Origin of the sequence: Xanthomarina sp. F2636L (assembly GCF_026410195.1) — a bacterium.
Lineage (GTDB): Bacteria > Bacteroidota > Bacteroidia > Flavobacteriales > Flavobacteriaceae > Xanthomarina.
The window spans coordinates 306,483-321,907 of sequence record NZ_JAPMLM010000058.1; the positions used below are offsets into that span (position 1 = coordinate 306,483).

Below are 15,425 nucleotides of genomic sequence, written 5' to 3' on the forward strand. Positions count from 1 at the left end.
ATTTTATCCAAACACTAAACACCAGAAACGATTGCATTATATAGACGTCATACTTCCCATACCAATTCCAAAACTATTTACCTATAGTATTACGGAAGCTGAGGCTGGTTTTTTAAAACCTGGTATGCGAGTGTCTGTACCTTTTGGAAAAGCAAAAATCTATACGGCTTTGGTGTCTAGCATTCATACTAATGAACCCCATGCTTATGAAGCTAAGGAAATTCATCAAATTTTAGACGATGAAGCTATTGTTACCAAAAAACAACTAGAGCATTGGCAGTGGATTTCAGAATACTATATGTGTACTTTAGGTGATGTGATGCGAGCAGCATTACCAAATGCTTTTTTATTAGAAAGTGAAACCATAATTACAAAAAACCAGGAGACACATGTTGCAGAAACGGATTTAAAAGACGATGAGTTTTTAATTTATGATGCGTTACATCATCAATCATTACTTAAAATACAAGATGTTGCAGGTATTTTAGATAAAAAAAATGTGCTTCCAGTTATTAAAAGCCTCTTAGATAAACAAGTGATTTTAGTTGAAGAAGAAATCTATGAAAAATATAAGCCCAAATTAGTACGTTATGTAAAATTGCAGGCTAAATTTTCTTCTGAAACAAACTTGCAAAATCTATTGGAAGACTTAAGTCGCGCTCCAAAACAAAGGGAGGTTGTTTTAACTTTGTTTTCTCTTTCAGCACAAACAAAGAAACCGATTAAAGTATCAGAGCTAACCGAAAAAAGCAAGACATCGTCAGCGATTATTAAATCGTTAATAGATAAAGATATTCTTGAGGAATACCATATTCAAACAGATAGAATTGAATACTCAGGAGAAGAGAATAATCCATTAAAGCAGTTAAGCGAAGCTCAAAAAACAGCTTTTCAGGACATACAATCCTCATTTGGAACCTATAATATCACCTTGTTGCATGGTGTTACTTCTTCGGGGAAAACGGAGATATATGTCAAATTAATTGAAACCATTTTAAGGCAAGGAAAACAGGTTCTTTATTTGTTGCCGGAAATTGCTCTTACAACACAATTAGTAAACAGATTACAAGATTATTTTGGAGAACAAGTGGCTGTTTTTCATTCAAAATATTCGTCTCAAGAACGTGTTGAAGTTTGGAATCATGTGTTACAGAATACATCTAAAGCACAAGTTGTTATTGGAGCGCGTTCTTCAGTCTTGTTGCCATTTCACGATTTAGGATTGGTTATTGTAGACGAAGAGCATGAGTCGTCCTATAAGCAATTTGATCCAGCACCAAGATATCACGCCAGGGATACGGCTATCGTTTTGGCGCATTTATTTCGATGTAAAACCCTTTTAGGGTCAGCTTCGCCAAGTGTGGAGAGTTATTATAATACCAAGCTTGAAAAGTATGGTTTGGTGGAGTTAACTACCCGATACAACAATGTTTTAATGCCAGATATTGAACTTGTCGATATAAAAGACAAGCAAAAGCGCAAGCGAATGACAGGTCATTTTAGCGACAGATTGATTGAAGAGATGACTGAAACTCTCGAAGCTGGACATCAAATTATTTTGTTTCAGAATAGAAGAGGGTTTTCACCTATTGTGGAATGTACAACTTGTGGCGTATCGCCTCAATGTCCAAATTGCGATGTTAGTTTAACCTATCATCAATATAAAGATCAGTTACGGTGTCATTATTGTGGTTATCACGCTGTTATGATTAAGTCTTGTGAAGCTTGTGGGAGTACAGACTTAGATAATAAAGGTTTTGGAACCCAGCAGGTAGAAGAGGAGGTAAGTAAACTTTTTCCAAATAACAAAGTGGCTAGAATGGATTTGGATACTACCAGAGGAAAATATGGCTACGAGAAAATAATTACAGCTTTTGAGCAACAGGAAGTAGATATTTTAGTGGGAACACAAATGTTAACAAAAGGATTGGATTTTAGGCATGTAAAACTTGTTGGTATTATGAATGCAGATAACATGCTTAACTTTCCAGATTTTAGAGCCCATGAACGTAGTTTTCAATTGATGTTGCAAGTATCCGGGAGAGCTGGAAGAACCGAAGAGAGAGGAAAGGTTTTAATTCAAACTTACAATCCGTATCATAAAATCTTACAGCAAGTAACGACTAATTCATATATGGAAATGTATGAAGAACAAATGGACGAAAGACGTAATTTTAAATATCCACCCATTTATAGATTGATAAAAATAACCTTAAAACATCGTAATTATAATAAGGTAAATGTGGCTGCAGATTGGTATGCTAAATCTTTAAGACTGGTGTTTAAAAGTGATGTATTAGGTCCGGAATTCCCTCCTGTGTCTAGGATTCGCAATCAATTTATAAAACATATTATTGTTAAAATCCCACCTAAACAGTCCGTAGTAAAAACAAAAGAAGCCATTATTAAAATTAATAATAGCTTCTTGTCTGTAAAAGATTTTAGGGCTGTAAGAGTTATTTTAAATGTTGATAATTACTAGTTAAGTAATGTTGTTTAGGGCATCAACTAGTTGTGTTTTTTTGTTTCGGCTTAATGGAATTTCATAAGCACCAACTTCAACATTTTTACTATTAAATCTGTCAATTTTATCTAAATTAACAATATACGATTTGTGAATTCGTAGAAACTTTCCTTCAGGAAGTTCCGCTTCAAAAGCTTTCATAGTTGAGAGTACCACTAAACTTGTTTCTTCTGTAACAAGTTTTACGTAATCTCCAAGAGCTTCAATCCACTTAATGTCTTTTATATATACTTTACGTTTTTTAAGGTTACTTTTTACAAAAATATGTTCACCTTCAGTTTCGTTAAAGTCTAATTTTAATTTGTGTTGCTCTACAGCTTTGTCAACAGCAGTATTAAAACGTTCTCTTGTTATAGGTTTGTGTAAATAATCTGTAGCATCGTAATTAAATGCTTTAAAGGCATATTCTGTTTTACCAGTAACAAAAATAATTTGGGGTTTGTTGTTTAGTACATCCAAAAGTTCGAACCCATTTAAAACAGGCATTTCAATATCTAAAAATATTAAATCTACTTTGTGGGTATTAAGTCCATTTTTAGTCTCTAGGGCACTATTGTATTCTGCAATCAAGTTAAGCGAAGGGTGATTTTCAATTAACTTAACAATGGAGAGGCGCTGAATTGCTGAGTCATCAACTACTACACAGTTTAAAGTCATAACATTTAGTTTATTTCGGTTAAGATATCGACAATAGTACGAAAAATTCGGTTAAAAACCAAAAAACATCGGTAAAACGTTAATTTTAACATATTTTAACATTTTGGTTATTTGCTGTCAAATATGTTTTAATTAATGTTGTAATATATAAATAAAATTCTTATTTTTGCACCCATTTTTAACAATAAATATAATTTAATATGAATCATTACGAAACTGTTTTCATCTTAAATCCCGTTTTATCTGAAACTCAGATAAAGGAAACAGTACAGAAATACGAAGATTTTCTAGTTTCTCGTGGAGCAAAGATGGTATCTAAAGAAGATTGGGGGCTTAAAAAATTAGCTTACCCTATTCAAAACAAAAAAAGTGGATTTTACCACTTATTCGAGTACACAGTAGATGGAGAAGTTATCAATCCATTAGAAGTAGAGTTTAGACGTGACGAGCGTTTTATGCGTTACTTAACTGTTACTTTAGACAAACATGCTATATCTTGGGCAGAGAGAAGAAGAGAGAAACTTAAACAAAAAGCGTAATTATGTCATCTATAGAACAACAAGCAAAAGGAAAAAAGGACGGAGAAATTAGATATTTAACGCCTTTAAATATTGAAACTAACAAGAATAAAAAGTACTGTCGTTTCAAAAAATCTGGAATCAAATATGTAGATTATAAAGATGCAGATTGGTTATTAGGTTTTGTAAACGAACAAGGTAAAATTTTACCAAGACGTTTAACAGGTACATCTTTAAAATATCAAAGAAAAGTGTCAGTTGCTGTAAAAAGAGCTCGTCATTTAGCATTAATGCCTTATGTGGCAGATTTATTAAAATAAAATACTCATAACAATGGAACTTATATTAAAACAAGACGTTGAAAATTTAGGATTTAAAGACGATGTTGTAACGGTTAAGAACGGTTATGGTAGAAACTTTTTAATTCCACAAAAGCAAGCTATTTTAGCTACTGCATCTGCAAAGAAAGTATTAGCTGAAAATGTAAAACAACGTGCTTACAAAGACAAGAAAGTAATTGAAGATGCTAATAAAGTTGCTGAAGCAATTAAAGCATTAGAAATTAAAATACCAGCTAAAGCTACTGAAGGTGCTTCTGCAGGTGATAAATTATTTGGTTCTATTACCAAAGCCGATTTAATGGAAGCTTTTTCAAAAGCAGGACATGATATCGATAAAAAATACATCAGTATTACAGGTGGAAATATCAAACGTTTAGGTCAGTACGATGCTGTAATTCGTTTACACAGAGAAGTAACTTTCGAAATCCCTTTTGAAGTTATTGCTCAATCTTAAATTTTAGCATTTCTGCATTATAAAACAAAACCGTTTAGAGCATTCTAGACGGTTTTTTTAATTAAAAATTTCTAAGAACCTCTAAATATGCGTTTCACTTTCTTATGGGCTTTCTTGCTTATTCTGTCTTGTAAAGACAAGCCAAACCCAACTATAGACTTAGGTAAAGAGACTATTAAATCGTCTTCTTTAATAGAAGCTTTTCAATATCAACCAAATGCATCTCCTTTAATAAGTGTGCATCGTGGAGGTGTAGGCTTGGCTAATTATCCAGAAAATTGTTTAGAAACCATAGCTTATATTAACGATAGTATTCAAGCTGTTTTTGAAATTGATATCGCTAAAACAAAAGATAATATCTTGGTTTTAATGCACGATAATACCTTAGAACGAACAACTACCGGAACAGATAAGTTAACAAACTATAGTTTTGAAGAGCTACAAAACTTTAATTTGGTGGACGACTTTGGAAATGAAACAAATTACAAGATTCCAAAACTTCTAGATGTTTTGGCTTGGGCAAAACAGAATCAAGCCATTTTAACAATCGACATTAAAAAAAGTGTAGATGTTTCAGAAGTTATAGAAGCTATTAGAGAGCAAGCTGCCGAAGATATTTCAATAATTATTACGTATGATGTGGCCCAACTTAAAAAAGCCTATCAATTAGCTCCAGATTTATTGATGTCTGTATCTGCAAGAAACCAACAAGAATTAGATTGGTTGTTAGACACTAAAATCCCATTAGAGAATATGTTGGCCTTTACAGGAACCAAACTATCAGATACCATGTTGTTTAACAACATTCATAAGCTTGGTATAAAAACCATGTTAGGAACACTTGGAAACTTAGACAAACAAGCAGAAACCAAAGGAGATTCTCTTTATATGAGATGGCACAACATGGGAATTGATATCTTTGCAACCGATAGACCTTTTCAAGCTGCAACAGCCCTAAAAATCAACAAATAAAACTTTAATTAAAATAGATTTATTACCAATGAAGTACGCTAGATTAACAAAAGAACAATTTGAAGAACTGCATAAAGAATTTATAAATTTTCTTGCTACACAAACCATAACTGCAAAAGAATGGGATGATATTAAAGTAAACAAACCAGAAGTTGCCGAACAGGAATTAGATGTCTTTAGCGATTTGGTTTGGGAAGGTGTGTTAAATAAAGTGGTATATATTGAGCATATTTCACCTCAACAAATACATTTATTTCATTTGCAAGAAGAGATTATGCACTTAATTGCTATTAAAATAAAAAATCCAATAGATTTAACGACCACAGATGGTTTTAATTGGTTGCGAGAAAATTTAATGGATGAGGATGTGGAATTCTCTCAAGCAAAAAAAGAGTATTCTGAAGATAAAAATGCAGATAAGTTTAAATTAATCCAACAAGGAGGAGTGATCACCAAAGGCGAATTATTTCAGTATTTAGATAAATTGATTAATTAGATTAAAGAAGTGTCATTGCGAGAAGCAACGATAGGAGTGACGTGGCAATCTGTTGAATTGTTATCCCAATAACTATTAAATAGATTACTAGGTTTTTTCTACTGAAAAAGCTCGTAATGACATTTATAATTCTTTATTTTTGTTAGAGAATTAGAATAAAATTAATGAGATTCCTGCTTTCGCAGGAATTAAAATGAGATACCTGCTGAAGTTTATCTTGAGCAGAGTCGAAAGACAAGGCATTATTATGGCACAAAAACCAAGCATTCCAAAAGGGACTAGAGACTTTACTCCTGAGCAAGTAGCAAAACGCAACTATATTTTTAACACCATTCAAAAACAGTTTGAATTATTCGGATTTCAACCTATTGAAACTCCAAGTTTTGAGAATTCGGACACCTTAATGGGGAAATATGGCGATGAAGGCGATAGACTTATTTTTAAAATATTGAATTCTGGGGACTATTTGAATAAAGTGGACGATAAACTTTTTCAGACTAAAGATTCAAATGCCATAACTTCAAAAATCTCTGAAAAAGCTCTTCGTTACGATTTAACAGTGCCTTTTTCTCGTTACGTCGTGCAGCACCAAAACGAGATTGAGTTTCCTTTTAAGCGTTACCAAATGCAACCAGTTTGGCGAGCAGATAGACCTCAAAAAGGACGTTTTAGAGAGTTTTATCAGTGCGATGCCGATGTGGTTGGTTCTACCTCCTTATGGCAAGAAGTAGAGTTTGTGCAACTTTACGATGCTGTTTTTAAAGCCTTAAAATTAGAAGGCGTTACTATAAAAATTAACAACCGTAAAATATTATCTGGAATTGCCGAAGTTATTGGAGCAAGTGATAAATTAATCGATTTTACAGTAGCATTAGATAAGTTAGATAAAATAGGTGAAGATAAAGTAAAAGAAGAGATGCTTGAGAAAGGTATTTCTAAGGAAGGCATTGAAAAACTTCAACCTTTGTTTACACTTTCAGGATCTTTTAGCTCTCAAGTGAAACAACTAAAATCTATTTTAAGTACTTCGGAAGAAGGTAAAAAAGGAATTCAAGAATTGGAGTTTATAGATAAAGCCATTACAGAACTTGGTTTGCAAACGGCAACTTTACAATTAGACGTTACCCTAGCAAGAGGTTTAAATTATTATACAGGTGCTATTTTTGAGGTGTCTGCTCCTGAATCCGTGCAAATGGGTTCTATTGGTGGGGGAGGAAGATACGACGATCTTACCGGTATTTTTGGAATGAAGGATATGAGTGGCGTTGGCATTAGTTTTGGATTGGATAGAATTTATTTAGTCCTTGAAGAACTCAATTTATTCCCAGAAACTGTTACCAAAAACATTGATGTGCTTTTTATTAATTTTGGCGAAAAAGAGGCTTTGTTCAGTTTAAAAGCCATCAAACAGTTAAGATTGAATCATGTTAATGCCGAATTATATCCTGAAGCTGCTAAAATGAAAAAGCAAATGAATCATGCCAACAAACGCCATATTCCATTTGTTGTAATGGTAGGTGAGGAGGAAATAACATCTAATAACTATACTTTAAAAGATATGATTTCTGGAGAGCAAATACGTATAACTCTCAAAGACTTGATTTTAAAGTTTCAGTAGTTTTAGATTAAGGGATCACATGTACTTGTCAGTTATACAGAAATGATAAACTAATTATTTTTCTATTTCCGGAAATTTCCCTTTTTTTCCGCAATTTTCTTTTTCTTTCCGTGTTATTCCAACTAAATACGTTTTGTAATTTATATAGAGCTACACGCCAGTATCTATAGGGTTACGCGCCAGTATCTATTCGTTTGATCACTAGTAGGTTAGTTTATGGATGCATTGCTTAAGTTGAAAAAAAAAAGAGCCCTGAACATTTTCAGGACTCTCTTCTCAAAAGTATGGTTGAATTTATGATAGATTCAGGACTGTCTATTTAATTCACTAATACTTTTTTATTTACTTCACCAAATTCCGTGTCAAGCTTAATTATATAAGTTCCAACACTTAATTTGTTTGTTTTAATTTCTGTGTTTGTTTCAGTTTTAACATCATCTACACTAAAAATTGTTTGCCCAATCATGTTGTACATTTTAATCGATTTAATTTTTAGCATGTCAGGGTTTTGAATTAAGATACTTTCATTGGCATTTAGATAAGATACTTGGAGGGAGTTTGCTAACTCATTATCTTCAACTCCAAGAATTTGGTTTGTAAACATAATTTCAAAACGATCTAAATAGAATCCTGCTTCTAGATGAATTACATATTTTTCAACTCTTAAGTCATGATAAATGTTTAATTCTTTATCGTGAACATAAATGTCTAAGTTATCAGGAACGTTTTCTAAAATGTCGATGGTAATATTATTTAAACCAGGATCAGAAGTGTGTACTCCTATTGGAAGCACTGTGCTTTCAGAAATATCATTTACCCCTTGAATGGTGTATTTCTCGCTATCAAGCAACCAATACATGTCGTCCATTTGGTTTTGATAAAGTTTCCCATCAAATCCCCAATCGTAACCCATAGACGCTCTAAGGTCTTCAGTAACCAATAATTGTCTGTGAATGGTATTGACAGAATTAAAACCAATTCGGATTTTCATTCTAGTATCAGCCATTTCTTCTAGAGTTCTTTGGCTATCTTCTGTTTGTCTGATAAATATAGACGAGCTAGGGCTTTCTTTTTGGAACACACGTTGCCCATTATTAAAGTTAATGGTTCCAGTAGTTTCACCTGTAACAAAGAATCCTTGTCCCACAGGAATATATCTCTCTGGACGTTTGGTTCCTGTACCTACTTGAGCTACATCAGGATCTGGAGTTCCAAAAGCAGCAGCAGCTACACCACCAGAGAGGTTGTAGGTTCCATACCCTCCTTGATATTCTGAAGTTACGTGAGAGCCACCTCCCCAATGTTCCCAGAAATAAAGGGTTCCACTTATTAATGGGTCTGTACCAGCACCACCAATTATTGGTCCATTGTCTAAAATAAACTGATCTGCATCTATGGCAGACGCATATGGATTACCAACTAAGTAGTCGTTACCAATATTTAAGGTCAAGGTTAAGATGTCACCATTATTTGGTTTTCCTTGGAACACATAGTTTTGTTGTTGAGTTAAATCTCCAGCTGTATTAAGTACGCCTTTTAAAGTAAACCCTTCTCCTGCTTTTATGGTACCTGTATTTCTAACATGTTGCCAAGATGAATAATCTCCAGAAGGTGAGTTTCCAAATTTCCATATCCAATAATGTGCAATTCCAATTGGATTACCAGAAGTACCATCATACCCACCAATGAACGAAATGTTTGTTGGGGAGGTTGATGTTGTACCATCTTTAAAGATATGGTTATTTAGAGTATAGCTATAATTATTTGGATTTGCACCAGCTGTAAATCCTACTGGAGAACTCCAATAATTATACGTGTATAAATCTTTAGTTCCTTGTTGATCTTTTTCTAAAATTCCAGAAGTTCCAACTGCTAAATCGCTATCTAATGTTTGAATAAGTTGAGATTCTCCTTCAAGATCTAATTTCCCATCTAATTGTAAATAATGGGTAATGGTTAAGCCAAAACCATCTTTGGCCGTATTATCGCCATCAACAGTAATGGTATTATCTCTATGTATAAGAGCTAATAAGGTTCTGTTGCCATTAGCACTAGCAGCTAAAGCACTGTTATTCATAAGAATATTATGATCTGTTTCTACAATGTTCCAATCTATAGTTACATCACTATCAACTATAGAAGTGGCTCCAGGAATAGTTTGTAAGCTACCATTTAACCAAGTAGCTTGAGTATCCCAATTACCAGTTCCATTTGATATATAAGGTAATGGAGCAGTTTGTCTATCGACTGTTCTTAAGGTTCTTAAAGCACCTTGGTTTCCATTTCCAGATTCATCTTTGGTATTTGTATAAGTATAAGTTGACATAGGGTAATATCCAGCCAAGCTATTCCATGGAATTGTTGATACCTCATTTTTAGTAGGGGTAATACTTTTATAAATAAAATATGAAGCTCCAACAAAACTTGAATTGTTTTCAATCTCTTGGTTCATAACATATCTTAATTGATTTACAGTTAAGGCTGTATCCCATACACGTACTTCGTCAATGTTTCCACTGAAGAAAGCTTGTGGTGTTAGTTTAGATGCTGCTCCAATATAAAACGACTCGGCTGTATTATCTGGTGCAGTTCTATTAGCTTGAGTATCTAATACTCCATCTATGTATAAATAGGCAGTACCACCTTGATAAATAACTGCTAAATGATGCCAGGTATCTTCAGGAATAGAGGTGTTTGAAGTTATTTGTTGTAATAAGCCTAAAGATGTTTTCCATGATACTTCAAATTTTCCTAAAGCATTAATTTTAAAATCATAACCTTCTGTATAGAGTGCATCACGTTTAGATAAAATAGATGTGTTTTCAGATCCAGCTTCTCTTTTTACCCATGATGAGATTGTAAAAGCTGTTGGGTTTAAATCTAAGGCATCTTCCATATCTACATAGTTGGTGGTTCCATTGAAATATATAGAACGCTCAAAAGTACGTTCAGGAGCCCAACCAAAGGTGATGTATTTTGTATCGTCAAAATCGTAATTGGTTTTTAAGATAGCTTCGCCTAATTCGTTAGTGCCTTCTGTCATGACACGGTAGTCTGCAGTTGGACCAAAACTTGGCGTATCAGAAATAAACATTAAATAGCGTCCATCTGGAGGAGTAGCTGTTCTTACAGCACTTCTTAAGATGGCTACTTCTACAGTAGGAATATCTCCCAGAGCAGCTACATTTTCAACCACTTTCCATGTTCTGGCAATTCCGTTAAATTGTACATGTGTACCACCTGAAATGGCAGGAGAAATATTAGTACTCATATCAATATCCACTATTCTGGCAGGATTGTCTAAATCCACTCCATCATTTCCCCAAATTAAAAATTCTTTGTCTTCAAGTTCAGTGTTAGCATTTAAATTATTTGTATTGGAAATATTACCCATCCCAATAGTTAATATACCCTGACCTCTAGAAGCTCCATCCAAAGCATTGTTGACACTTCTAGATTGCTTTTGAAGTAAATCGGAATCATCATCACGACCAATACCAGCAATATCATAATTATACGGGTTGTTTGCCGATTGATCCCAAATAACTGTACCATCGCTATCTACATAATCCTGGGACGTACCATTTACACCTAAAGTAATCCCATATTTAATGGCTAAATAGGATTGGATACGGTTGCGTTCTTGAGTAAGATTGGCATCATCTTTTTTAGCAGAATAAGTAATAACTTCAGCAATTCTACCATCATAACTGCCTTTAAAGGCTTCACTTCTTCCTAAAAAATACCTTGAATTTGTAACATTTTCAAATTGTGGTAAGCCAACCTCGGTATTTCCTATATCATTAGCATTATATAATAAAACATTTGCTGTAGCTGAACTTGAATTGTTTTTAGAATTAATAATACCTACATTATTATAATTTGCAGATGTGCTCGTGTGGGCTATACCATAACCTCTTAAATTTTCAGCAATCAGTTCGTCTGAAGATGTTGTGTTTACACAGTATGAAAGAACTTCATCTGAAAATCTAACAGAATATCTACCATATCCAATGCCAGATCCATCTCTATTATTAGTCCCTTCATCTGCATCACCACAAAAAACGTCCATACTAGCTAAAGACGATGTCACATTGACATCAGGAATTACTACAATAAACATATCTTGTGTATAAAAACCTTCTGTTCCTACCAGGGTATGTCTATTAGTATCAGTATATCCAAAATCCTCTCCAGCAGTACTATAATCATTATCAAAATCTACTACAGGGTTAAAATTCACATTATAAATAGGAGCATCACGATATGTTGGTTCTAATCCAGTTGGTGCCGTAGCGTTGGCACCACGACCCTGATCTGCCCATAGAGATACAGATTGTCCATCTGTATAACCTAAGCCATCTGTTCCTTTTAGCCAAAGTGCTAAATGGTTAGTGACACCACCGGGACCTTCAGTTAATGGAGCAACACCTGTACCCTGAATTCTAAAATTATAAGGGTTTTCGTTAGAATCGTTGTTAGCAATAGAAATATCAGCTTGGACTGTTCCAGCTACTAATGGCGCAAAGCGAACAACAAATGTTTCACTGCCTCCTGGAACTATAGTATTGCTAGCTGGTTGTGTTAAAATAGTAAATGCAGGGTTTATAGAAATACCAACCAAAGGCAAAGGAAATAAACTAGTTAAATTTAAAGGCTGTGTTCCAGTATTGTGAATGGTAAAGGTGTGATCTACAGTTGACCCCGTTCCTATTGCTCCAAATTCTGTATTATCTGTTGGAGAAGGAGTCGTGTCTCCATCAGAAATAGATATGCCTGAGCCTGTAATGTCTATTTCTGGTTGTGGTGTAGCTGAGTTACCTCTTATTCGAAATTCATCAAAAGCAACACCTATATCTCTAGCACTTCCATCTGAGGAAAAAATAACTCTAAACATAACTTGAGTAGATGTATTAAAATTTATGTTTTCCGTACTTAAATTTATGCTTGTATTAATCCATGCATAACCACTACTGCCTGTCCATCCATCACTGCCTAGGGCACTAACATAACTGTTGTACCAATTTGTGTTTCCAGTTGAACCTAAAATACTCCAATTAGCACCATTATTCAATGAATATTCTATTTTCATACCATCATAATAATATTCTGTTTCAACCCAAATATCAAAATCTAATATTAAATTAGTATAACCATTTAGATTTATTGTAGGACTTGTAGTTGTTATATAAGTATTGTCTCTGTATCTATCATAACTGCCATAACCATCAGAATAAATGTAATTTCCAGTTGCTCCTCCAATAGAAGCCGTATTCGTTCCTTGAATCCATTCACCATAACTACTTCCAGTTGTATTTTTAGTCCAACCACCAAATCCAGATTCAAAATTTTCTGAATAAATAGTTGTTTGAGAAAATAAAACACTTGAAAATAAAAGGACACTGAATAGCAACAGGTACTTTCGTAATAAAATAGTAGAATTTTTCATAAGTAGTTAATTTATTAGTTTGGGACTAATTAATTTATTATTAATAGCTTAAGGACAAATGTAAATTATCTGTCTACGAAATGCAAATAAAATCGATGAAATGCATATATAATATTTATTCACCTCATTATCAATAGGTTGAAAAAGGCTAAAATAATATTATTTTAGCCTTTTTTGTATATTAATTAAAGAAGCTATTGTTTAATAACTCTTTTTACAACAGTTGTATTTTCTGTATTATCTGTAAGCTTTACAAAATAAGTTCCAGCAGTTAAATGGTTGTTATTAGGTAACTCTATGGTATTATTTACTGGATGAATATTATTAATATTAGTAATAATTCTTCCAGTTATATCCAAGAGTTGAACATCTAAGGCATTGTTATGTGGTAATTTTATATTCATCGTATTTTTAAATGGGTTTGGATAGACCAAAACGCTAATTTCATTAAATGTATTTGTAGTTAATGTTGCATTAGTAATGTTTATAGAGTAGTCTTCAACTTCTCCATAACTAAATGTTTCACATGGATCGTTTGCATCATTACCAGCAGAACTATAATATTTCATTAAAACACGCATACGTGTACTCCCTAAAGAAGCATCGTTAGGAATATTAAAAGTGCCATTAACAGTAGCGGTATTTGAAGATGCACTTCCAAATATTTTCTCACCAGCTTCAAAAGTGCCATTCTGATTAAAATCTATCCATGCAGACACAGCTTCTCTATAAGAACCTCCTGTCCAATGTTTTGTAACACTAATATTATTTCCTGTTGCATTGTAAACAATATCTAGATCAGGGAAAATTGAACTTGCTGTAAAATCTGAATATCCAGAAGACGTATTGGAAACGGTATTATTGTCTACGCCATTAATGTTTACATTTCCAATATATTCGTCGTTTACACTATTTCCTTGAGCATTACAGTAGTTAATATTTGTTGTTGTAAATTGTTCTGAAACTGAATATGCAGTACTATTAGAACCACAATAAGATTTTACTTGAAACTCGTAAGTTGTATTAGGAGAAAGCCCTGTAATTTGATATGGGTTTTCTGTAATTCCTAAGATTTCAGTCCATGTTGGCATACCAACAATTCGGTATCTAATATCAAAACTATCAGCAGTTGCTGCTGTCCAGCTAGTATTCGTGGAGCTAGCATCAGTTCCAGAAGTACCTAGGTTAGTTGGAGCTGTTGCGGTTAAGGGTGTCATTAACACATCTGCAAGAGTAATAGTTTGATAATTTGCAATAGTTTGATTTGTTAAAGTTACCGATTGATAACAGTTTGCTTCAATTAAAATATTATAAGTTCCTGCAAAAACCGGTCTGTAAAAATCGCCATGTGGTAAAGAACTTACCGTATGAGACCCAGTATTATCATGACCAACTAGAGTAACTTTAGCTTCAATAGGGTTTCCACTAACAGCATCTTTTACTTTTCCCTGAAATCCGTAGGTTCCTTGGATTAAGTATTCAATTAAAGCTTCACGGTTATAATTCCAGTGATTTACTAGTTGGTTTGCAGGAATTAATTTAACATCAGATAATTCAACAGTCGTTTCTTTACACTGGTGTGTAAAATTCATATAATCTTGACGTCCACCATACACTCGGTACCAATCTGCACCATGGGTAATCCCATTATCTAAATAATCCATATATCCATTTGGTCCATCAGCTTGGGCATTGTCGGCATACTCTCTAGACACATGTACAAACCAATCATCATCGGCATGTCTGTTATAGGTATTATCCCAAGGATAATTTACAACTTCCACGCCACCATGGAAATTAGCAGATAACACAAAGTGCGTATTGGCTGCTAAGTTCATAAAATGTTGTGTTTCTAATTCATATGAGGTATGACCGTTTGAGTGTGGTCCATTTACATTATCAGGGTAATTTCTATTCAAATCCAATCCATTGGCGTTGGCTCTTCTAGCATTCGCAACTGATGTATTTGAAGCATTATTATAATACGTTCCATCTGGATTTGCCATAGGATTAATCCATACTTCTGAATTATCAATTAAGTTTTTAATTCGATTATGATCTGAATGCCCTGTATCTTTATAGGCCGTTATAAAATAATTAATTAAATTAAGCATTAAAGGGTAACCTGTAATTTCATCACCATGAATAGACGAGGTATACATCACTTTAGGTTCAGCTTCTTCAGTACCTATATTATCTGAAAGCTTCAGAAATAATAACCGTTTATTTCCTCCACCAACACCTTCGGTTGTGCCACCTATATCCACTAATTCACAAATATCAGGATGATTGATTGCAAACTCTTGCATTTGTGTTGCATAATCTGCATAAGTTGGATAGGCAGTCAGTGGGAAAGTTAATGGGTATGGTCCACGTCTTTCAGAAGCTGGTAATTC

General features: G+C 33.7%; 10 protein-coding genes. 7 read left to right on the forward strand and 3 right to left on the reverse strand.

Annotation, left to right across the window (positions count from 1 at the left end; all coding sequences use genetic code 11):
* Nucleotides 1-31: 31 nt before the first annotated feature.
* Nucleotides 32-2,482: a replication restart helicase PriA gene (gene priA / locus OS191_RS05245; protein ID WP_267154665.1), complete on the forward strand. Its 2,451-nt coding sequence runs from the start codon at nucleotides 32-34 to the stop codon at nucleotides 2,480-2,482.
* Here priA and OS191_RS05250 read toward each other — a convergent pair whose 3' ends face one another.
* Nucleotides 2,483-3,181 carry a LytR/AlgR family response regulator transcription factor gene (locus tag OS191_RS05250; RefSeq protein WP_267154666.1) on the reverse strand — a complete coding sequence of 233 codons (699 nt, stop codon included), beginning with the start codon at nucleotides 3,179-3,181 and terminating at the stop codon, nucleotides 2,483-2,485.
* Nucleotides 3,182-3,381: 200 nt separating this feature from the next.
* On the opposite strand from OS191_RS05250, the gene rpsF reads away from it, so the two are divergent.
* From rpsF to hisS, 6 genes are all read left to right on the forward strand, one after another.
* On the forward strand, nucleotides 3,382-3,720 hold the full coding sequence (gene rpsF, locus OS191_RS05255) for a 30S ribosomal protein S6 (RefSeq protein WP_267154667.1): 339 nt from the start codon (nucleotides 3,382-3,384) through the stop codon (nucleotides 3,718-3,720).
* Nucleotides 3,721-3,722: 2 nt separating this feature from the next.
* The gene (gene rpsR / locus OS191_RS05260; protein ID WP_007650017.1) at nucleotides 3,723-4,019 is read left to right on the forward strand and encodes a 30S ribosomal protein S18; all 297 of its coding nucleotides are present in this window, start codon (nucleotides 3,723-3,725) and stop codon (nucleotides 4,017-4,019) included.
* Between the two features lie 13 nt (nucleotides 4,020-4,032).
* Complete coding sequence (gene rplI, locus OS191_RS05265; RefSeq protein ID WP_267154668.1) at nucleotides 4,033-4,494, forward strand: 50S ribosomal protein L9; 462 nt, start codon at nucleotides 4,033-4,035, stop codon at nucleotides 4,492-4,494.
* A gap of 87 nt (nucleotides 4,495-4,581) precedes the next feature.
* A complete protein-coding gene (locus tag OS191_RS05270; protein ID WP_267154669.1) occupies nucleotides 4,582-5,466 on the forward strand; it encodes a glycerophosphodiester phosphodiesterase family protein in 885 nt (294 codons plus the stop codon).
* Between the two features lie 28 nt (nucleotides 5,467-5,494).
* On the forward strand, nucleotides 5,495-5,962 hold the full coding sequence (locus tag OS191_RS05275; RefSeq protein WP_267154670.1) for a DUF6495 family protein: 468 nt from the start codon (nucleotides 5,495-5,497) through the stop codon (nucleotides 5,960-5,962).
* Between the two features lie 247 nt (nucleotides 5,963-6,209).
* A complete protein-coding gene (hisS, locus tag OS191_RS05280) occupies nucleotides 6,210-7,580 on the forward strand; it encodes a histidine--tRNA ligase (protein WP_267154679.1) in 1,371 nt (456 codons plus the stop codon).
* A 319-nt stretch (nucleotides 7,581-7,899) separates the two neighbouring features.
* Here the strand turns inward: hisS and OS191_RS05285 are convergent, their stop codons facing one another.
* Together OS191_RS05285 and OS191_RS05290 are read right to left on the reverse strand one after the other, a co-directional pair.
* Nucleotides 7,900-13,029 carry a DUF8693 domain-containing protein gene (locus tag OS191_RS05285; protein ID WP_267154671.1) on the reverse strand — a complete coding sequence of 1,710 codons (5,130 nt, stop codon included), beginning with the start codon at nucleotides 13,027-13,029 and terminating at the stop codon, nucleotides 7,900-7,902.
* Between the two features lie 194 nt (nucleotides 13,030-13,223).
* Nucleotides 13,224-15,425 (reverse strand): M14 family zinc carboxypeptidase (locus tag OS191_RS05290; RefSeq protein ID WP_267154672.1); only part of this gene is annotated, 2,202 nt, incomplete at its 5' end.